At 59.3% G+C, this 17,737-nt stretch carries 21 protein-coding genes and 1 tRNA gene; 11 read left to right on the top strand and 11 right to left on the bottom strand.

The genetic code is table 11. The features are described from left to right. The first annotated feature begins 10 nt into the window (after positions 1-10). From CSQ92_RS00655 to CSQ92_RS00630, 6 genes are all read left to right on the top strand, one after another. Positions 11-1,390 carry a cytochrome ubiquinol oxidase subunit I gene (locus tag CSQ92_RS00655; protein ID WP_099392959.1) on the top strand — a complete coding sequence of 460 codons (1,380 nt, stop codon included), beginning with the start codon at positions 11-13 and terminating at the stop codon, positions 1,388-1,390. Positions 1,391-1,420: 30 nt separating this feature from the next. Next, positions 1,421-2,401, top strand: coding sequence for a cytochrome d ubiquinol oxidase subunit II (gene cydB / locus CSQ92_RS00650; protein WP_099392958.1), 981 nt, complete (start codon positions 1,421-1,423; stop codon positions 2,399-2,401). Between the two features lie 27 nt (positions 2,402-2,428). Beyond that, the gene (locus tag CSQ92_RS00645; RefSeq protein ID WP_099392957.1) at positions 2,429-3,349 is read left to right on the top strand and encodes a bestrophin family protein; all 921 of its coding nucleotides are present in this window, start codon (positions 2,429-2,431) and stop codon (positions 3,347-3,349) included. Positions 3,350-3,364: 15 nt separating this feature from the next. Further along, entirely contained in the window at positions 3,365-4,210 is an 846-nt protein-coding gene (gene fdhD, locus CSQ92_RS00640) for a formate dehydrogenase accessory sulfurtransferase FdhD (protein WP_099392956.1), read from the top strand. 153 nt (positions 4,211-4,363) lie between these two features. Then, the gene (locus CSQ92_RS00635) at positions 4,364-5,857 is read left to right on the top strand and encodes a metal-dependent hydrolase family protein (protein ID WP_218964027.1); all 1,494 of its coding nucleotides are present in this window, start codon (positions 4,364-4,366) and stop codon (positions 5,855-5,857) included. A 46-nt stretch (positions 5,858-5,903) separates the two neighbouring features. Next, the gene (locus CSQ92_RS00630) at positions 5,904-6,872 is read left to right on the top strand and encodes a ribonuclease Z (protein WP_099394533.1); all 969 of its coding nucleotides are present in this window, start codon (positions 5,904-5,906) and stop codon (positions 6,870-6,872) included. Between the two features lie 124 nt (positions 6,873-6,996). On the opposite strand, the gene CSQ92_RS00625 is transcribed toward CSQ92_RS00630, so the two are convergent. Beyond that, positions 6,997-7,653 carry a tetratricopeptide repeat protein gene (locus CSQ92_RS00625; protein WP_180276901.1) on the bottom strand — a complete coding sequence of 219 codons (657 nt, stop codon included), beginning with the start codon at positions 7,651-7,653 and terminating at the stop codon, positions 6,997-6,999. Between the two features lie 185 nt (positions 7,654-7,838). Next, on the bottom strand, positions 7,839-8,057 hold the full coding sequence (locus CSQ92_RS28540) for a hypothetical protein (RefSeq protein ID WP_143450249.1): 219 nt from the start codon (positions 8,055-8,057) through the stop codon (positions 7,839-7,841). Between CSQ92_RS28540 and CSQ92_RS28535 the strand changes: the two genes are divergently transcribed. Together CSQ92_RS28535 and CSQ92_RS00615 are read left to right on the top strand one after the other, a co-directional pair. Beyond that, positions 8,040-8,477: an XAC2610-related protein gene (locus CSQ92_RS28535; protein ID WP_143450248.1), complete on the top strand. Its 438-nt coding sequence runs from the start codon at positions 8,040-8,042 to the stop codon at positions 8,475-8,477. The two genes, CSQ92_RS28540 and CSQ92_RS28535, sit on opposite strands and share 18 nt — an antisense overlap. Before the next feature lie 49 nt (positions 8,478-8,526). Beyond that, the gene (locus CSQ92_RS00615) at positions 8,527-8,997 is read left to right on the top strand and encodes a GNAT family N-acetyltransferase (protein WP_099387083.1); all 471 of its coding nucleotides are present in this window, start codon (positions 8,527-8,529) and stop codon (positions 8,995-8,997) included. On the opposite strand, the gene CSQ92_RS00610 is transcribed toward CSQ92_RS00615, so the two are convergent. After that, complete coding sequence (locus CSQ92_RS00610) at positions 8,994-9,602, bottom strand: TetR/AcrR family transcriptional regulator (RefSeq protein WP_306508422.1); 609 nt, start codon at positions 9,600-9,602, stop codon at positions 8,994-8,996. The genes CSQ92_RS00615 and CSQ92_RS00610 overlap by 4 nt on opposite strands. A 245-nt stretch (positions 9,603-9,847) precedes the next feature. On the opposite strand from CSQ92_RS00610, the gene CSQ92_RS00605 reads away from it, so the two are divergent. Continuing rightward, positions 9,848-10,993, top strand: coding sequence for an MFS transporter (locus tag CSQ92_RS00605; protein ID WP_217495235.1), 1,146 nt, complete (start codon positions 9,848-9,850; stop codon positions 10,991-10,993). Between the two features lie 10 nt (positions 10,994-11,003). Here CSQ92_RS00605 and CSQ92_RS00600 read toward each other — a convergent pair whose 3' ends face one another. From CSQ92_RS00600 to CSQ92_RS00580, 5 genes are all read right to left on the bottom strand, one after another. Further along, a complete protein-coding gene (locus CSQ92_RS00600; RefSeq protein ID WP_099392953.1) occupies positions 11,004-11,498 on the bottom strand; it encodes a prolyl-tRNA synthetase associated domain-containing protein in 495 nt (164 codons plus the stop codon). 63 nt (positions 11,499-11,561) lie between these two features. Continuing rightward, positions 11,562-11,771 (bottom strand): DUF3079 domain-containing protein, encoded by a 210-nt coding sequence (locus CSQ92_RS00595; RefSeq protein WP_092612368.1) that lies wholly within the window; start codon positions 11,769-11,771, stop codon positions 11,562-11,564. Positions 11,772-11,907: 136 nt separating this feature from the next. Beyond that, on the bottom strand, positions 11,908-12,366 hold the full coding sequence (locus CSQ92_RS00590; RefSeq protein ID WP_099392952.1) for a hypothetical protein: 459 nt from the start codon (positions 12,364-12,366) through the stop codon (positions 11,908-11,910). Between the two features lie 29 nt (positions 12,367-12,395). Further along, positions 12,396-12,803 carry a GNAT family N-acetyltransferase gene (locus tag CSQ92_RS00585; protein WP_099392951.1) on the bottom strand — a complete coding sequence of 136 codons (408 nt, stop codon included), beginning with the start codon at positions 12,801-12,803 and terminating at the stop codon, positions 12,396-12,398. Between the two features lie 152 nt (positions 12,804-12,955). Beyond that, positions 12,956-13,417 (bottom strand): GNAT family N-acetyltransferase, encoded by a 462-nt coding sequence (locus CSQ92_RS00580; protein ID WP_099392950.1) that lies wholly within the window; start codon positions 13,415-13,417, stop codon positions 12,956-12,958. 291 nt (positions 13,418-13,708) lie between these two features. Here CSQ92_RS00580 and CSQ92_RS28530 point away from each other — a divergent pair, with 291 nt between their 5' ends. Beyond that, positions 13,709-14,122, top strand: a complete 414-nt coding sequence (locus CSQ92_RS28530) for a hypothetical protein (RefSeq protein ID WP_143450247.1) — start codon at positions 13,709-13,711, stop codon at positions 14,120-14,122. 498 nt (positions 14,123-14,620) lie between these two features. Here CSQ92_RS28530 and CSQ92_RS00575 read toward each other — a convergent pair whose 3' ends face one another. Together CSQ92_RS00575 and CSQ92_RS00570 are read right to left on the bottom strand one after the other, a co-directional pair. Continuing rightward, positions 14,621-15,013, bottom strand: coding sequence for a GFA family protein (locus CSQ92_RS00575; protein ID WP_099392949.1), 393 nt, complete (start codon positions 15,011-15,013; stop codon positions 14,621-14,623). 343 nt (positions 15,014-15,356) lie between these two features. Beyond that, complete coding sequence (locus CSQ92_RS00570) at positions 15,357-16,049, bottom strand: DUF4274 domain-containing protein (RefSeq protein WP_143450246.1); 693 nt, start codon at positions 16,047-16,049, stop codon at positions 15,357-15,359. A gap of 77 nt (positions 16,050-16,126) precedes the next feature. Between CSQ92_RS00570 and CSQ92_RS00565 the strand changes: the two genes are divergently transcribed. Then, positions 16,127-16,621 carry a DUF4265 domain-containing protein gene (locus CSQ92_RS00565; RefSeq protein WP_099392947.1) on the top strand — a complete coding sequence of 165 codons (495 nt, stop codon included), beginning with the start codon at positions 16,127-16,129 and terminating at the stop codon, positions 16,619-16,621. Between the two features lie 1,007 nt (positions 16,622-17,628). Here CSQ92_RS00565 and CSQ92_RS00560 read toward each other — a convergent pair. Next, positions 17,629-17,718 (bottom strand) — tRNA-Ser (locus CSQ92_RS00560). Positions 17,719-17,737 lie beyond the last annotated feature (19 nt).

Here is a 17,737-nt window from a genome sequence, read left to right as displayed (position 1 = left end):
GGAGAACGCCATGTTCGGTTTCGATACCCTGGACCTGTCGCGCGCGCAATTTGCGATGACGGCCATCTTCCACATCCTGTGGCCCATATTGACGATCAGCCTGTCGCTGTTCCTGTTCGTCGTCGAGGCGCTGTGGCTGCGCACCAGCGACCCCGTCTACTACCGCCACGCGCGCTTCTGGAGCAAGCTGCTGGTACTGAACTTTGCCGTCGGCGTCGTCAGCGGGATTCCCCTGGAATTCCAGTTCGGCACCAACTGGGCGCCGTTTTCGCACCATTCCGGCCAGTTCATCGGCAACATCCTCGGCTTCGAGGGCGCCATGGCCTTCATGCTGGAAGCGGGCTTCATCGGCATCATGATGTTCGGCTGGGGCCGCGTACCGAAGGGCGTGCACCTGTTTGCCACCGGCATGGTGGCGCTCGGGTCGAGCATTTCCTCATTCTGGATCATGGTCGCCAATTCCTGGATGCAGACGCCGGCCGGCGTGCGCGTGGCGGACGGCAAGATCATCGTCACCGATTACGTGGCTGCCATCTTCAATCCCGACATGGCCTGGGCCGTGGGCCACATGTGGGTGGCCGCCGTGGAAACGGGCTTGTTCGTCATCGCCGGCATTTCCGCCTGGTATATGTTCAAGCGCCGCGAACCAGCCTTCTTCGCCCGCTCGTTCAAGCTGGCGCTGATGTTGCTGTTGGTGATTGCGCCGTTGCAGGTCTGGCTCGGCGATTCGAGCGGCGTCGACGTCTTCAAGACCCAGCCAGCCAAGGGCGCGGCCATCGAAGGCCACTGGCACACGAATCCTGATGGCGAAGGTGCGGCCTGGTCCCTGCTGGCCTGGCCTAACCAGGCGGAGCAAAAGAATGACTGGTCCATCGAAGTGCCCGGCATGCTCAGCGTGATTGCCACGCATAGCGCTACGGGCAAGATCACGGGCCTGGCCGATATCGCCCGCGAAGACCAGCCGCCCATGCTGCCGTTGCTGTACTACGCCTTCCGCGCCATGGCCGGCATCGGCATGTGGTTCGTGCTGCTGTCGTTCTGGACCTTCGTTGCCTGGCGCAAGGTGGGCGGGCGCGTGGAAGAGTTCGTGCGCAAGCGCACACTGCTGCTGGCCTGGGTGCTGACGATACCGCTGCCGTATATCGCCGTCGAGTGCGGCTGGATCGTGCGCGAAGTGGGACGCCAGCCGTGGGTCGTGTATGGCTTGCTGCGTACGCGCGACGCCGTCTCCGACGTGGCAGCCCACGCCGTGGCCGGCAGCATGCTGATGTTCTTCGTGTTTTACATCGTGCTGTTCGTCACCTTCTTTGTGTTTGCAAAAAAATGGCTGCAACAAGGCCCGGACGTGGCGCTGCCGCTGCCGGACGCCGCCCATGCCGCGGGGTATTGAAATGCGCCGCTATCTGACGAGGAGTGTGTAATGGATATGAATTCGCATGCCATGCTGGGCAATGCCTGGTTCGGCTTGATCGGCCTGATGCTGATCTTTTACGTGGTCACGGACGGCTTCGACCTGGGCGTGGGCATCCTCAGCCTGTTCACCCGCCGCGAGCAGGAACGCAACCTGATCTTTCAATCGATCGCCCATGTGTGGGACGCCAACGAAACCTGGCTGGTGGTGGTGGGCGGCGCCCTGTTCGGCGCCTTTCCCAGCGCCTATGCCACCTTGCTGGAACAGCTGTACATTCCCATCATGCTGCTGATCGCCAGCCTGATCATGCGCGGCGCCTCGATCGAGTTCCGCCATGCGGCCGGCAACAAGCGCCTGTGGGATGTGGTCTTCGGCGTGGGCAGCCTGCTGGCCGCCGTGGCGCAAGGCGTGGTGCTGGGCGAGGTCATCACGGGCTTGCAGCCGGGCTGGCTGAGCGGTATTTTCACGGCCTGCACGGCGCTGGGCGTGGTGGCCGGTTATTGCCTCCTGGGCAGCACTTATCTGATCAAGAAGACGGGCGGCCAGCTGGAAGCGGCAGCGCGCCGCCATGCCACGGCCAGCGTGCTGGCGACTGTCGCGGCCGCCATCGTGCTGTCGGCCGGCACCATGGTCTTCAGCGCCATCGGCCACGACCGCTGGGCGCAGCCGGGCGTGTTCGGCGTGCTGCTGGCCCTGGCCGCCATCGCCGCCAGCGCCTTCATCTACATCCTGTGGGCCGTGCATGTGAATGGCGTGCGCGGACCGTTCCGCGGCGCCATCGTGCTGTTCCTGGCCTCGTTCGCGGGCCTGGCCATCAGCTTTTTCCCCGACCTCGTGCCAGGCAAGCTGAGCATCGCGGCGGCCGCATCCGATGAGCCGACCCTAATCTTCATGCTGATCGGCATGGGTTCCATGCTGCCGATCATGATCGGCTACAACCTGTTCCAATACTACGTCTTCGAGGGCAAAGTCGTGCCCCGGAAACATTAACCGGCATCACGGCATGCGCATTCCATCATGATCATTCGCCCCACCACCAACTGGTTTCGCATGCTGTTCGTCTGGGATGGCTCGGTGCTGCAAGCCATCATCCCGCAATTGCTGCTGATGCTGGTCGTCAGTTCGCTGGCCCTGCTGACGGATGGCCGCATCTTCGGCGTCAAGATTCCGCTCGATACGGCGCCGTTTCCCATGGTTGGCATCAGCCTGGCGATCTTCCTCGGCTTTCGCAACAACGCCAGCTATGCGCGCTTTGTCGAGGCGCGGCATATCTGGGGGCAATTGCTGATCGCCGCGCGGGCCCTGGCTTCGCAAGCGATCACGTATATGCCACGGGAGACGAGCGGCCTGGACCATGAGTTGCTGATGAACCGGCTGATCGCCTTCGTCTACGCGCTCAAGCACCAGTTGCGCCAGACGGACCCGCAGGAAGACCTGGCGCGCTACCTGCCGGCCGAAGAAGTGCAGCGCTTGCAGGGACTGAACTTCAAGCCGGTCGCCGTGCTGCACACGGTGCGGGCCATGCTGCATGACGCCGTGCAGCGCCAGCCGGGCCAGGCGCAGCTGCTGTGGATGCTCGACACCCAGCTCAACGACCTGGCCGCCACCGTGGCCGGTTGCGAGCGCATCAAGAACACGCCGATTCCATATCCATACGGCGTGCTGGTGCACCGCACCGTCTACATGTACTGTTTTTTACTGCCGCTGGGCCTGGTGGACGCCATCGGCGTGGCCACGCCCCTCATTTCCGTCTTTGTCGCCTACACCCTGTTTGCGCTGGAAGCCATCGCGCAGCAGATCGCCGAACCGTTCGGCCTGGCACCCAACTGCCTGGCCCTGAACGCCATGACGCGGGAAACGGAACGCTCACTGCTGGAATTGCATGGCGACCCGCTGCCGCCCTCGATACGGCCCTGCCCGCGCTATCAGATCGATTAACCGGAGGAAAAAATCATGGAATGCGATATCGACATCACCACCATCGAACGCGACGGTTACCTGGACGTCCCCATGGTGCGCCACCAGGGGGGCGTGGCCACGGCGGGCCGCGACATGGTGGCCGAGGAGTATCCCGTGGCCCTCGTCTACAACGGCATCGCCCACGCCGTGATGATGGCCACGCCGCGCGACCTGGAGGAATTCGCCGTCGGCTTTACCTTGACCGAAGGCATCGTCGGCAGCGTGCGCGACATCTACGACCTCGATGTGTGTTGCGGCGAGGATAGCGCGGAAGTGCGGCTGACCATCGCGCAGCCGGATTTGATCAAGCTCAAGGCCCGCCGCCGCGCGCTGACAGGGCGCACCGGTTGCGGCGTGTGCGGCATCGAAAGCCTGGCCCTGCTGGACCTGGTGCCGGAAAAGATCACGCGCCCCCTGCCGCCGCTGGTCGCCAGCAGCGCCATCCTCGGCCGCGCCGCGCGCGAACTGCTGCCGTACCAGGAATTGATGCACAAGACGGGCGGCGTGCACGCGGCCGCCTGGTGCACGGCCGAAGGTGCCATCGTGAAAGTGTTCGAGGATGTGGGCCGGCATAACGGCCTGGACAAGTTGATCGGCTACCTGGCCCTGCACCGCATCGCCATGCACGACGGCTTCGTCTTCCTGTCCAGCCGCGCCAGCTATGAACTGGTGCGCAAATCGGCGCGCATGCATATCGGGCTCGTCGCCACCATCTCGGCGCCCACCTCGCTGGCCATCCGCATCGCGCGCCAGGCCGGCATGCAGCTGGCCAGCTTTTGCCGCCGCGACGGCTTTGTCGATTACACGGCGAGCGAAGATAGCGGCCAGCATGCACCTTAGCATGTACTTAACGGCAGATGCTGCATTCTTTGCTGTAAAGCAAGTGCACGCTTGACTTGCCATCGCTTCGGGCTTTCAATGGTCGTAGTTTCTAATTATCAACTTTGACTGCGGCAGCCATGCTGGCGCGGCAACGATGAAAGGATGGCGGCGATGGCCCTGGCACAACATCTGGCGGATACATGGCAGACGGGCGGCTTGAAGCCGCGCGCCTGCGACTGCGGCGGCACCGTCTTCACCATCCTGCACCAGCGGGTGATGGCGGACATGCGGCGCCGGCAGTTTCTCGGTGGCGCGGCCGCCATGCTGGCGCCCTTCGTCGGCCTCGGCCTGTCCACCGGCAACGCCATCGCCCAGCAGCCGCAAACGCCCCAGCGCCCCCTGCTGCTGACCAATCTGCGCCTGTTCTACGGCACGGGCAAGGCGCCCCGCTCCGGCATCCACGTGCTGGTGACAGGCCCGACCATTACCGCCCTGTTGCCGGCCGGCGAGAAGGTGGACGGCGCGCAAGTGATCGATTGCCAGGGCAAGCTGGTGATGCCGGGCCTGATCGACGCTCACTGGCACACCATGCTCGCCGCCATCAACCAGGTGACGGCCATGACGTCCGACGTCGGCTATCTGTACCTGGTGGCGGCGCAGGAAGCGCAGCGCACCCTGCTGCGGGGCTTTACATCCGTGCGCGATCCAGGCGGCCCCGCCTTTGCATTGAAACGCGCCATCGATGAAGGCATCGTCGACGGTCCCCGCATCTTTCCTTCGGGCGCCATGATTTCGCAAACCTCGGGCCATGGCGACTTCCGTTTGCGCTCGGACATCCCGCGCGCTGCCAATGCACCGCTGGGCATGACGGAAACGGCGGGCATGGCCATGATCGCCGATGGCGAGGCGGAAGTGCTGCGCCGCGTGCGCGAACAATTGATGCTGGGCGCGACGCAAATCAAGATGATGGCGGGCGGCGGCGTCGCTTCGATGTACGACCCGCTCGACAGCACGCAGTATTCGGAACGCGAACTGCGCGCCGGCGTGGAAGCGGCCGCCGACTGGGGCACGTATGTGATGACCCACGTCTACACGCCGAAAGGCATACAGCGGGCCATCCGCGCAGGCGTGCGCAGCATCGAGCATGGCCAGCTGGCCGACGACGAATCCGTGCGCATGATGCGCGACACGGGCACGTGGTGGAGCCTGCAGCCGTTCCTGCAAGACGCGGATGCGAATGTCTACCCCGATGCGGCGCGCAAGGCCAGCCAGGCCATTGTCTCGGAAGGCACGGTGAAGGCGTATGCGCTGGCGCAAAAGTACGGCATCAAGACGGGCTGGGGCACGGATATCCTGTTCAACGCGAAAAACACGCCCACGCAAGGCCGCCAGCTGGCCAAGCTCACGCGCTTTTACGACCCATTGACCTTGCTGGCGCAGGCGACGGGGCAAAATGGCGAACTGCTGGCCCTGTCCGGCCAGCGCTCGCCCTACCCTGGCACCTTGGGCAAGCTGGCCGCGGGCGCGCTGGCCGACTTGCTGGTGGCCGATGGCGACCCCGCGAAAAACCTCGATTTCCTCGCCCAGCCGGAAGAAAACCTGCTGCTGATCATGAAGAACGGGCGCATCTACAAGGACAAATTGCGCGCGCCATTGGCAAGCTGAAGACTGGCGCGTTGGCAACGGCGTTGGCTTGCCGCATAATGCGCGCATGTTCAAACTGACTTTTCTCGGCACGTCTTCCGGCGTGCCCACGCGCTACCGCAACGTCACGTCGCTGGCCCTGCAAACCACGCACAACCGCGACTGGTGGATGATCGATTGCGGCGAAGCCACACAGCACCGGCTGCAGCGCCTGCCCCTGTCCGTGCACGACCTGGTGGGCATCTGCATCACCCACGTGCATGGCGACCACAGCTATGGACTGCCGGGCTTGCTGGCCAGCGCCTCGATGACGGGGCGCAAGAAGCCCTTGCTGCTGATCGCCCCGGCCGCCATCAAGGCCTGGATCGACGCCACCTTGCTGCACACGGAACTGTTCCTGACGTATCCGCTGATCCACATCGACGTGGACAGCGCGCCAGTGGTGTACGAGGAAGCGGGCTTGACCGTCTCGCGCCACGCGCTGTCGCACCGCGCACCCAGCGTCGGTTATCGTTTCGCGCTGGAAACGAGCAGATGGAAGCTGGACAAGGCGGCCCTGCAGGCGGCCGGCGTGCCGCCCGGTCCCGCCTGGGGACTCTTGCAAGCTGGCCAGGATGCGCTGCTCGACGACGGCACGGTACTGAACGCCGCCGCTTTCCGCCAGGTGGAAACGCAGCGCGCCACGGTGGTGATCGGCGGCGACAACGACACGCCAGCGTTGCTGGCGGAGGCTTGCACGGGCGCGCAATTGCTCGTGCATGAAGCCACCTACACGGAAGCGATGCTGCAAAAGGTGGGTCCCGGCCCCACGCACAGTTCCGTGCAGCGCGTGGCGCAGTTCGCCGAAGCGGTGCGCCTGCCGAACCTGATCCTCACCCACTTCAGCGCCCGCTACCACAATGCGGACGGCATGGCCGAGCTGGAAGCGGAAGCCCGGCTGCATTATTCGGGTGAACTGTTCCTGGCGCGCGATTTCGACAGCTATGAACTCGACGCGGCGGGCGTGCTGAGCAAACTACCTGGGAAATCCCAATAACAACGCCTAACAAAACCGTAGCGAGCGGAAGTAAGTTGTGGTTGAGAAGCGCAACTGTACGAAGGTACAGTGAGCATCACAGACCGCAAATTACGACGCGCAGTAGGTTTTGTTAGGTGTTACTTTAGTGGGGATTGACGCCATATTGCGCCGCATACTCGGCAGCCAGCGCGCGCGCCGCCTGCTGCTGTGACGGCGTAAGGATTTCCAGCAACTGGTCGCGGTTCTTGATCGATTGCACGCTGCCTGCCTCGGCCGGCATGGCGATCCACGCATACGCCTGCACGTAGTCGAGCTCCACGCCCTGCCCTTGCGCATACAGCAAGCCATATTCGTTCTGCGCCGACAGGGAACCGGCTTCGGCCGCCTGCTTGTACCAGAACGCCGCTTCGGCAAAGTCTTGCGGTACGCCATCGCCCTTGCGGTAAGCCTGCGCCAGGTTGAATTGCGACTGGCCATCGCCCGCCTCGGCCGCCTGGCGGCAGTACGCGAGCGATTGCGCCATGTCTTGCGCGACGCCATCGCCGCTCGCATACATCAGGGCCAGATTGGCCAGCGCTGGCGGAAAACCCGCCTGCGCGGCCGCCGTAAACAATTCCACCGCTTTCGGCAAATCTTGCGTCACGCCATGGCCCTGGTAATACAGGCTGGCCAATAAATGCTGGCCGGCCGGATCGCCGGTGCGCGCGGCCGCATCGAATTGCTTGAATGCCTCGGCATGATGGCCGTCGTTATAAGCGAGGATGCCCGCTTCATTCAAAGATTCGGGAGAGGATGTCATAAGAATTCCTTGTTCATGGATTTTTGGCATTGTACACAGCACCGTTCCGCGCAGAATGCACGATAGGGAATGGTGTGGCGCACTGCCCAAATCCTGCAGTATGATCACTCTCCGCCTGATGCAATCGGGGTATTGTGCCCCAACGCCCGTCCACGAATATCGCCATGAAACTGATTGCTCTGCTTTTATCCCTGATTTCCACCTCGGTTTATGCTGGCACCTTGCATCTGGATAAAGCAGTAACAGGCAAAGTGTGGCAAGCGGCCGATATCCGTTATGCAAATCACGATGAAAAACAGACGTATCAGCTGAAAGTCGGGAAACAGTGGCTCAATGGCAGTTGCAGCAGCAGCGGCACGGGCAATTTGCACGCGCTGCTGCTGGACATGAATTTCGACGGCCATGCCGACCTGTGGGTCACCGGCTATACGGATAGCCAGGGGCGCATCCGCTGTTCCGATGTATGGCTATGGGATGCGCCGGCGAAGCAATACAGTTTCAACAAGCCATTATCAGCCATTCCAAATCTGGATATCGGCATGAACGATCAAAGAATCGAAGGCGGCATCGCCAATTGCGGCTGCGCGGCGCAATGCTTTTATGAAGACAGCTATGCGTGGCGGGCCAGCAAATTAATCGCCACCGCGCGGCGCGAACAGGATTGCGAGCGCTATCGGGAATATCGCTTGAATGACAAAAACGACTTGATCATCGTCAAGGATGAAATCATCGATAGCAGCAACCCGGGCCAGCAGGCCATCGAGAATACAAAAGTAGTTGACTGGCAGCGTCACGCGAAAATCATGCGCAAACCCTGGGAATGATTTTTATCCTGCCCTGCCCGCCATTCATCCCACACCATCGAGCAAATACATGACGACACACCCAACATCGATTACGTTCCACCCCGCCAAGGCGGAAGACACCCCCGCCTTCATCGACTTGCGCGGCAAGACGCGGCAAAATGCCATTCCCGCGGAACGCCTGGCGGAAGTGGGCATCACGGCCGACTCCTGGGCCGAAATGATGCGCTCGGGCAGCCTGCCTGGCCAGGTCTGCCATCACGACGGCCAGCTGGTCGGCTACTGCTTTGGCGAGCGCGACACGGGCGAAATCATCGTCCTGGCCCTGCTGCCGGAATTCGAAGGCTTAGGTATCGGCAAGACCTTGCTGGAATTGGTGATGACGGAACTGCGCGCGCAAGGCCACCAACGGCTGTTCCTCGGCTGCTCCAACGACCCCGCCTCGCGCTCCTACGGTTTTTACCGCTACCTGGGCTGGACCGCGACGGGCGAGACGGACAAGTATGGCGACGATGTGCTGGAGTTCCGCTTTACGGCCTAGGCTGCCAAGCGGTTGGCATCCCACACGCGCATGATTTGCGTGATGGCAGAGTCAAACACGGCGTAGCCTACGCCATCGCGGGCCTGGATAGCCACGCCCGATAGAAAGCTGTCGAAGACGGACGCCAGCGCCACGGCATCCATATCACCAGGCAAGTCGCCGCTGGCCATGCCCCGCTCGACGCAGCGCACGAAGCCGGCGCGCGTGCGGGCGCGCGATTGCGTGAGGGGCGCGGCCACGGCCGCGTGTTCGGCCGTCGGCGCGCTCATGCAGCCGAGCGCCACCATGCAGCCGGGCGGATGTCCCGGCTCGGACTGCATGCTGGCCGACTGGCGCAAGGCCAGCTCGATGGCCGCGCGCGGCGCCAGGCTATCATCCCACAGGCACTCCGTCACGCGGGCAAACGTGTCCAGATAGCATTGTGCCGCTTCGCGGAACAGCGCTTCCTTCGAACCGAACGCCGCATAAAAACTGGGCGCGGAAATGCCGCCGCCCAGGCTCGCCTTGAGCTGGCTCAAGGACGTCGATTCATACCCCTGCTGCCAGAATAAAAACATGGCCTGCTCGACCGCTGCCTGCCGGTCGAACGTGCGTGGCCGTCCCATTTGCGCCATCCTTCGCTCCTCCTCATTTACTTACATACTACTCGATACAGAAGTCATTGACAACGCGGCACGTCATCACCTATATTTATACCGATCGATACATATGTGCCGCAACGACGGTCAGGGGCGCTCCTGCGCCTGATCTCTTTACAAGGATGTTTGCCGTGAATCTCGCCACTATCACCACCGGAGCCAGCCCCGCGCTGGCCGACCGCCTCCCCGTCGCCGGCCTGCTGGCCCTGGCCATGACGGGTTTTATCTGCATCGTCACGGAAACCTTGCCCGCCGGCTTGCTGCCGCAGATCAGCTCTGGACTCGGCATCAGCGCCGCGCTGGCCGGGCAAATGGTCACGGCCTATGCCCTCGGCTCCCTGCTGGCAGCCATTCCGCTCACCATCGCCACGCGCGGCTGGCGCCGCCGCAACGTGCTGTTGCTGACCATCATCGGCTTTCTCGTGTTCAATACCGTCACGGCCCTGTCGTCGCACTACTGGCTGACCCTCGCGGCCCGCTTCTTTGCCGGCATGGCGGCCGGACTGGCGTGGAGCTTGCTGGCCGGCTATGCGCGGCGCATGGTGGCGCCCCACCAGCAAGGCCGCGCCCTGGCGCTGGCCATGGTGGGCGCACCGGTCGCCCTGTCCCTGGGCGTGCCGCTGGGCACCTTGCTCGGTTCGCTCGTCGGCTGGCGCGCCGCGTTCTGGATCATTTCCGCACTGACATTGATCCTCATCGCCTGGGTGCTGGCCAAGGTGCCGGACTACCCGGGCCAGTCCGTCCATGAGCGCCTGCCCTTGCGCCGCGTCTTCACGACGCCGGGCGTGCGCCCCGTGCTGGCCGTCGTCATCGCCTGGATGTTGGCCCACAATATTCTCTACACCTACATCGCCCCATTCGTGGCGCCGGCCGGATTGACGGAGCGAGTCGACCTGGTGCTGCTCGTCTTCGGCGCCGCCGCCATGGCTGGGATCTGGATCACGGGCAAGCTGGTCGAGCGCCACTTGCGCGCCACCGTGCTGGCCAGCCTGGCCGTGTTCGCCGCGACGGCCTTCGTGCTGGGCGTCGCATCGCACATTCCCGCTGTGATCTACCTGGGCATGGCCGTCTGGGGCTTGTCCTTTGGCGGCGCGGCAACGCTGTTGCAGACGGCGCTGGCCGACACGGCAGGCAGTGGCGCCGACGTGGCCTTGTCGATGAACGTCGTGGCGTGGAATGGCGCGATTGCGGCCGCGGGCGTGGTAGGCGGCGCCCTGCTGGAAACGTGGGGCGCGGACGCCTTCCCGTGGGCCATGGTCAGCTTGCTGGTGCTGGCGCTCCTCGTCGCCTGGTCGGCCCGCGCGCACGGCTTCCGGCCGGGACGGCGCAGCGGCGGCGCGTCCGTAGCCGGGCATTGATACAACGCGTTTAATCAGCCACCGGCACGCTCAGAATGCGGGGTACGTGTCCAGTATGGGCGAGGAAATCGACCAGGGTGGCATGCGACAGCGCCACCGTGGCCGTATTGCGCAAGGGATGGGCTTGCACAGAACCAGCTTCCCATACGGCCTGGTCCAGCACCAGTTCCACCGCCTGCGCACTGTCATGCAGCAAGGCAAACAGGCTGACGGAGCCGGGCGTGATGCCCAGATGCTGGAGCAAGCGTTCAGGCGAAGCCATGCTCAGCTTACTGGCCGGCAACAGCCGCCCCAGCGCCGCCAGGTCGATGCGCTTGTCGAAAGGCACGATGACGAGAAAATGCCGCCGACCCTTTTCATCGCGCACGAACAGATTCTTCACCATCAGGCCGGGCATGGCTGGCACGTGGATCAGCGCCTCGGCTATGGTGTGGACGGCCGGGTGTTCGGCCAGGGTGTAATCGCCGGCGCTGCTTGCCAGCCAGCGGGACAGGGTTTCTTGCATGGAGACTCCTCAGCTCGGACGCGATGAAGAGATTGTAGCGGCGCGCCGCGTGCTGCGCTGCCGTCAGGGCGGGTTCTCGTCCTTGTCGGCCTTGTCGACCTTGTCGGCCGCCGCCAGCCCCCAGTCATTCCAGCCTTCGCCAAACAGCTCGATCGGATGCTGCGTGCGCTCGGAACCATTGCCGCAGCGCATGGCGTCCGGCGGACAATACTTGTCGCAGCCCCAGCAGATGCGTTCGGGGTTCTTGGGGTTCAAGGGAAAAGGCTTGGCCATGGTGTGGGCGCCGGGGTCGGTTGGGTCTTGTTGATGACTCTAGACCTGGCGCGGTGGGCGGTCAAACCAATTTCAGCTAAAAACTTGTCCAATATCAAGCTTATGCAGATAGTGGAGCATCTGCATGGCGCGGCCCCTACTCTGTATCTTTTCTGACGGAGATGGCCACTTCCAGCACGATACGCGCCACATTGACACCGCCGTCGGCGGCTGGCTGTGCCTTGAGCTCATCCAGCGCGTAGATCATCGTCACCATGGCGCCAGGCACGAACAGCTTGATGTCCTGTTTGTCGTTCATGTAGATGCTCTCGTCCACTACCGAGCCATCCGCCAGGCGCAAGGTAACGCTGTTGACCTGATCGCCATGGCGGCTGTCCTGGCCCGCGAAATACGTTCGTTCGATGATGCCCGTCAAGGTTTGCGTCGGGAGGCGCTTGGCCTCGATGCTTTTCCACCATGCTGCGGAAGCGAACAGGCCGTGGCTGCCTTTCAGGCCCATGTAGGGCCTGGTACTGTCGAGGGTGAGGGCCTGGGTTTTGGCAACACGGCCGGGATCTTTTGCCAGGGCTTCGGCGAGGGTATAGACGGGTTTCATCAGGTGCGGGAATTGTTAAAAACGGTCGCTCAATGTTTGCGCCGGATGACGTAGGCATTGCCGGCAGGTTCAAAACCGAGCGTCGGATAGTAAGACATGGCGTCCGGGGCGGAGAGCAGTATCAAGGACACTTCGTCACCGATGACGGCCCGGGTCCGCTTGACAAGTTCCTTGCCGATTCCCAGGCCCTGGTAATGCTTGTTGACGGCCAGATCCGACAGATAGCAGCAATACGCATAGTCGGTCAACGACCGGGCCAATCCTACCAGCTCCCCATCCACCCAAGCCGACAGCAAGAGGCAAGGCGCGGCGAACATGCGCGCGATTCTCGGGAGATTGTCGGTGGGGCGCTTGATTCCGGACTGATCGAAAACACGGACGACATCGACCGGATCAAGGGGGAAATTGTGACGATATTCTACGGTGATGTTTTTCATGGTTTCAAAGGTGGAGGTAAGCGCGCTTGGGCATGCTGTACCCATGATATGGCCGCAGCCTGTTTCGACAAGCATCGCTCATGTCGGCGTATTCATAGTATGGCAGTTGCGGGGGATAAGGGCTGTTCCCGTCTCCGCCACGCACCTGTAACTCAGTCAATTGCCCGGAACTTTAAAAAACATTGGCCCTCATACTCCACTTCGCAATCCAATGCGAAGCCGATTCTTGCAAGCCCCCTGACGCGAGTGCGGCTGGGCGGCAGCAGGATAGTGACCGGGCTAATACCCAGTTCCAGCCGGCGGTGCATGAACCGGCGAACCAGCGCAGGACCATGTCCCCAGAACGCGGGGAGCAATACTAGTGCCAGGTCAGCTTCGCGCCCTTCCTTCTGAAAACCGCCCCAGCCGGCAAACGCGCCATCAATCCGGATAGCCCACGGCCCATAGCCATTTGCTTGCCACTGCGCGTCCTTGCCTTTCGCCCATTCCATCACAGTGTGCTCATCCCAGCTTTCGGTGGCGAGCGGCATGTGGCGGATGACGTCCTGGTGATTCAACAGAACGAGCCATTCTTCATTGGCAATATCGGAGAGCGGGTGAAAAGTAAAAGCCATGTGCGTCTTGTCAGTTTAATGAGAAGCCGATGAACCTCTCATCGTGCCACGAAAACTACATACTCACCAGTGGAGAACAAAAACGCTGGAGCCGGGATTGTTGACTGTAGACGGGGCAGTTCCATCCTTCCTGCATTCGCAAGGGTGTGAAGGCAGAGTCAACATGCGTGAGGCAATCCTGCCAGCAAACGAACAAGCTGTCGGCAGCTTGTGTGACAATGCACACACTGGAAATATGGAAGCTTCCATCTCTCTATCTGATATCGAACAGACTTGGCAAGGATTGTAAATATGTTGGCACCATTACGTTTGAATAGACGCATGTACGCTTCCTTTGTCGCCGCCGTTTTTCTTGTTGCTGGCGTCTCATCGGCGCGCGCTACCACGCTTGACGAGGACAGGACACGCGGTGACATACATGGATTGTTTGAGATCAGGGATGCTGCAGTAAAGTTCATGGCAGCAGAGAATTCCAAAAACGACACAAGGTGGCAGGTCTTGGAGCCGAACCGGAAGATTCTGGTGACGAAATGCGCGGTATCTTTACGTGTGGAATGGGTTCCGAAGAGCCGTGGCCTGTCTGGATCAAATGTTGCGGTGAGCTGCGCCAAGACTGTAAAGCCCACGATACAGCATAAATGGGAAGTGTTTGTGCCAATCGCCAAGGGTCCACAACGCGCCACAGTTATTCCAGGAAACTCCTGAGTGACACCGCTTATTTTGAACCGCGGACGAAACTGCCACACAAATATTTCAATTTGGCAATGTCGATTTGCATTTTCTGAAAAATCATACATCTATCACGACCACGTTCCACACCACAACATTGAACGCATCAATTACAAATATTTCAAATTTCATTGAAAAAGTCAGCTCTTTCAACGTTTTTCGCCTATGCGCACGCGGCAGCTGTATACTCCATGTCATACGCATCCTATTCCGATGCCAGTTATAGCGAGCAGGTGGTCGAAGGACAATTCAATTCCTTGAGCAGCCAAAAAACTTCAGCATTGTATAAATCAGCTATCGATTTTTTCCACGCATGAGGAATTGATGGAACTGGGTTTCGAGGGATTTGACGACAGGGTTGCAACATTCGCGAGGGTATGGCGGGAGGGTCAATCCTGACAAAAAAGGAATATCGAAATTACTTGAAATCTCAAGATTGCGATAAAAAAGCCAGTCAAATGACTGGCTTTTTTATTATGCAGGACTTTCCTGAAACTGTTCTGCATTATCACAAATTTTATACCATGCGGGCTTGGAGCCGACATACACATGAAATTGCATGCTGACCTCAGGGTCATCATCCAGGCAGTTAACTGATATTGGAAATGAATCATTTTCTGAGCCAATTTCCCCCAAAGAAGTCCCGCAGTTTTTACAAAAAGTTCTTGCATATTTAAAGGGAGTCTCTGGCTCATATCGCTGAATAAATTCTCGCCCCTCCAGCAAGGTAAATGAATTTTTATCAACGAAGGCCAAGGCACTCGCGCCGGCCTTCCGACAACGAGAACAGTGACACATGCCCATCATGCCCGGGGGAGACGCCAATTCAAACTTTACTGAGCCACAGCAGCAACTGCCTCTGATCATGAGATGTCCTTTTTGAAAGTTGACACTGTATTTTTACACAGTACTTTTGGACAGGCAAGTGACATATGGTGGAATTTTTCAGGACCGAAGCGAGGAAGGGGCAACTCTGCCATTCAGGCACAGACTGATGCGTTGAGTGCCGTGAAAGCTTGCTCAGTCTTAAACTGATTAGAGCTCTATGTAGAGTTTGCGAACGGTAGCAGTGGATCTATCCTGCTGTTGGAACAGGCCGGGAGATCGTGCTGGTGTTGATGATGAGCGTGCACTGGAGTCAAAAAAGCAAGGGGAAGGATTCTGGGCGGGCTCGTCCCGCAGACCCAGCCTTTAGCCCAAGCTTTATTCTTCACAAGTGTACACGGAGTTCAATTGGAATATTTATCCATGGCTTCATTGAATAATCTGGCTTGCGATCCAGGAAACAAGCAACGTCGGGAATGGGAAGGATCTGTGCAAATATTCCCAGCTTTGTCTTGTATTCGATTTTATTGAGCAACACGGCATTCGCATGGGATAGAGCATGGATGTCCTCGCAAGCAAGATCGAGTGTCTCGTATCGCGCATAGTGATCGCCCGGCTGATTGGCCCAGTAGATGCACAGCGCTGTAGCAAATTCACACTTTGCTTGCGCTATGACCTGCGTTATAAACCATATGCCACTATCATAATTATGATGCTGGACGATGGCATGAAGCTGACATCCAGACAGAGTCGAGAGATCGTTTTCTACTTCTTTTTTGAACGCTTGAATACCTATCGTTCTCTGCCGAACATAGAAGTGATAAAAATCTTCCTCCTCGTTACCTTCCATAGCGCTGTCAAAAACCGACTGATCCATGTTGTGGTAATAAGTGTCGCCGGCACATTTTCCTTTCAGGGCCAGGATTAGGATATCTTGCTCGGCATCCGAGCCGTTCGGCTGTGTAAGTCCCAGCGCTTTTTTCAGTTTTGTTAAAATTTGCATTCCTTGGAGTAGACGGTTTGACAAAACTTCAGGATGAGTGAATGCGACAAATGGAAAAGAAATGTCGTTCCTCATGCAGCCTGCACAATATTGTCGTATCTATTTAGCTGGCGCGACTCGCACCACAGCGTACCAGCAATATGAAAGAGTTAATGGAAAACATCAATTGTAAAGGCATGCCACACATCCGCGTACTGGCAGACGAAGACACCGACGGCCCCACGTACGAAACTCTGCCGGCGCGCCAGATTGACGAGCACGTCTTCGAACTGCTGGCGTCACCCGGCTTGGCCCTGAACCTGGCGCGCGGCGACATCGTAAACATCGCCGACCCGCTCTCCCCTGCACTAGTATTAAAGCGCGGCGGCAACTTCTGCATCCAGATCTACGATGCCGACGCCGTGAGCCAGTCCGCAGTCGACCAGCTCGAGTACGACGTGCAAAAGCAGCTTGGCGGCACCATGGATGCCCAATATGAAGGCAATCTGACCTTCAGCGTGCCGGGCCACCACGGCATTTACAACGTCAACGGTCCCTTCGACGCCTTCCGCGAAGCAACGGGCGTGGAATGGTACTTCGCCAATATCTACGCCAACCTTGATGACGACAATGATGAAACCCTACTCAACTGGTGGGTGGATATATAAAGTTTACTGACTACCTTGACGAGGCGCCGCAAGCCTTGGTCCAGCACGTCATCAAGGGCTACCTCATACCAACACCAAAACCGTAGAAAAAGTTTATCGCGCTTGGCCACTTGGCGAGGCAAGTTCGGTCCCAGACGTCTCCACCACTGAATTTTTAGAATCAAGTAGTTAGCTAGAAGAAGGCTGTCATTATTTGGGGTGTTTTTGCCTGGGAATGACAAAAAAATGACAGCTTTTTTCGTACGTTAGCGACTCAGCAACAGCAGCCATCCCCTCATGTCGTAGCCTTGCGATGGGTTTGCGTCAAGACCCGGAGCGCTATGTGCATAGGAACGTTGTTTTTCGCCAAGTAGGCGGCCGCAGTCGCTGTGCCTAGCATTTCTTGAAAAATGACTCCGACATCGACTTTTTGCGCTGTTAGACCGTCATGCCTTAAACAGTCATAATTTTGGTTGGCTGCAATAGCAAATATGGGTTCATCAAGGTTGTTAACGTGCATTTTTGCCTCATCAATAAAAGAGAAAAATGTCTCCTTTTTTATCTTAAAGATAACTTAAATTTCCATTTTTGAGTAAATATTTTCTTTAATCAAGTTGTTGAAAAAGTAAAAAATTAACTATTAACAAGCAAAAATCATGCTGACAAGAACGTAAGTAAGCATGGGGGCAAAACACCTACTATTGTAAGTGAACACTCTCCCACATCCCCTGCAAATCCCTTGGGCAGTACACACCACGCGCACTGACGCGAGGGTCAGGTTTGGCGTTCAGACACGGACTGAGGCGTGGGGTTCTGTGGCAGTTGGCTCAGTCGCAAAACTGATTGGAAGCACGAACGCGCGTCCACGACGCGCGGAGCTGCCGCGCAGCGGCAGCGGTTGGAGGATTCGGGGAGGGCTGGGCCGGTAGGCCCAGCCCTTCGAATCTCACACGCAGGGCGCCGCCCTGCTCGCTTCCGCCAAGAAATAAAAAAAGCCGCCCAAGGGGGCGGCTCTTCTTTTTATTTTTTGGCGGAAGCGGTGAGATTCGAACTCACGAACAGTTTAACCCGTCGCTAGTTTTCAAGACTAGTGCCTTCAACCACTCGGCCACGCTTCCAGATGGCAGCATTATACAT

The organism is Janthinobacterium sp. BJB446 (assembly GCF_002735655.1).
Taxonomy (GTDB): domain Bacteria; phylum Pseudomonadota; class Gammaproteobacteria; order Burkholderiales; family Burkholderiaceae_D; genus Janthinobacterium; species Janthinobacterium lividum.
Note: the sequence above shows the minus strand (reverse complement) of the source record. Positions and strands in the feature narration are given on the sequence as shown.

Excerpts from the sequence above, each read along its gene's own strand:
- fdhD (WP_099392956.1), top strand. The coding sequence starts at position 3,365 with ATGGAATGCGATATCGACATCACCACCATCGAACGCGACGGTTACCTG.
- CSQ92_RS00635 (WP_218964027.1), top strand. The coding sequence starts at position 4,364 with ATGGCCCTGGCACAACATCTGGCGGATACATGGCAGACGGGCGGCTTG.
- CSQ92_RS00610 (WP_306508422.1), bottom strand. The coding sequence starts at position 9,602 with ATGGGACGGCCACGCACGTTCGACCGGCAGGCAGCGGTCGAGCAGGCC.
- cydB (WP_099392958.1), top strand. The coding sequence starts at position 1,421 with ATGGATATGAATTCGCATGCCATGCTGGGCAATGCCTGGTTCGGCTTG.
- CSQ92_RS00625 (WP_180276901.1), bottom strand. The coding sequence starts at position 7,653 with ATGACATCCTCTCCCGAATCTTTGAATGAAGCGGGCATCCTCGCTTAT.
- CSQ92_RS00570 (WP_143450246.1), bottom strand. The coding sequence starts at position 16,049 with ATGAGGAACGACATTTCTTTTCCATTTGTCGCATTCACTCATCCTGAA.
- CSQ92_RS00655 (WP_099392959.1), top strand. The coding sequence starts at position 11 with ATGTTCGGTTTCGATACCCTGGACCTGTCGCGCGCGCAATTTGCGATG.
- CSQ92_RS00565 (WP_099392947.1), top strand. The coding sequence starts at position 16,127 with ATGGAAAACATCAATTGTAAAGGCATGCCACACATCCGCGTACTGGCA.
- CSQ92_RS00600 (WP_099392953.1), bottom strand. The coding sequence starts at position 11,498 with ATGCAAGAAACCCTGTCCCGCTGGCTGGCAAGCAGCGCCGGCGATTAC.
- CSQ92_RS00585 (WP_099392951.1), bottom strand. The coding sequence starts at position 12,803 with ATGAAAAACATCACCGTAGAATATCGTCACAATTTCCCCCTTGATCCG.
- CSQ92_RS00580 (WP_099392950.1), bottom strand. The coding sequence starts at position 13,417 with ATGGCTTTTACTTTTCACCCGCTCTCCGATATTGCCAATGAAGAATGG.
- CSQ92_RS00590 (WP_099392952.1), bottom strand. The coding sequence starts at position 12,366 with ATGAAACCCGTCTATACCCTCGCCGAAGCCCTGGCAAAAGATCCCGGC.
- CSQ92_RS28540 (WP_143450249.1), bottom strand. The coding sequence starts at position 8,057 with ATGGCCGTCGAAATTCATGTCCAGCAGCAGCGCGTGCAAATTGCCCGT.
- CSQ92_RS00630 (WP_099394533.1), top strand. The coding sequence starts at position 5,904 with ATGTTCAAACTGACTTTTCTCGGCACGTCTTCCGGCGTGCCCACGCGC.
- CSQ92_RS28530 (WP_143450247.1), top strand. The coding sequence starts at position 13,709 with ATGTTGGCACCATTACGTTTGAATAGACGCATGTACGCTTCCTTTGTC.
- CSQ92_RS00645 (WP_099392957.1), top strand. The coding sequence starts at position 2,429 with ATGATCATTCGCCCCACCACCAACTGGTTTCGCATGCTGTTCGTCTGG.
- CSQ92_RS00615 (WP_099387083.1), top strand. The coding sequence starts at position 8,527 with ATGACGACACACCCAACATCGATTACGTTCCACCCCGCCAAGGCGGAA.
- CSQ92_RS28535 (WP_143450248.1), top strand. The coding sequence starts at position 8,040 with ATGAATTTCGACGGCCATGCCGACCTGTGGGTCACCGGCTATACGGAT.
- CSQ92_RS00595 (WP_092612368.1), bottom strand. The coding sequence starts at position 11,771 with ATGGCCAAGCCTTTTCCCTTGAACCCCAAGAACCCCGAACGCATCTGC.
- CSQ92_RS00575 (WP_099392949.1), bottom strand. The coding sequence starts at position 15,013 with ATGATCAGAGGCAGTTGCTGCTGTGGCTCAGTAAAGTTTGAATTGGCG.
- CSQ92_RS00605 (WP_217495235.1), top strand. The coding sequence starts at position 9,848 with ATGACGGGTTTTATCTGCATCGTCACGGAAACCTTGCCCGCCGGCTTG.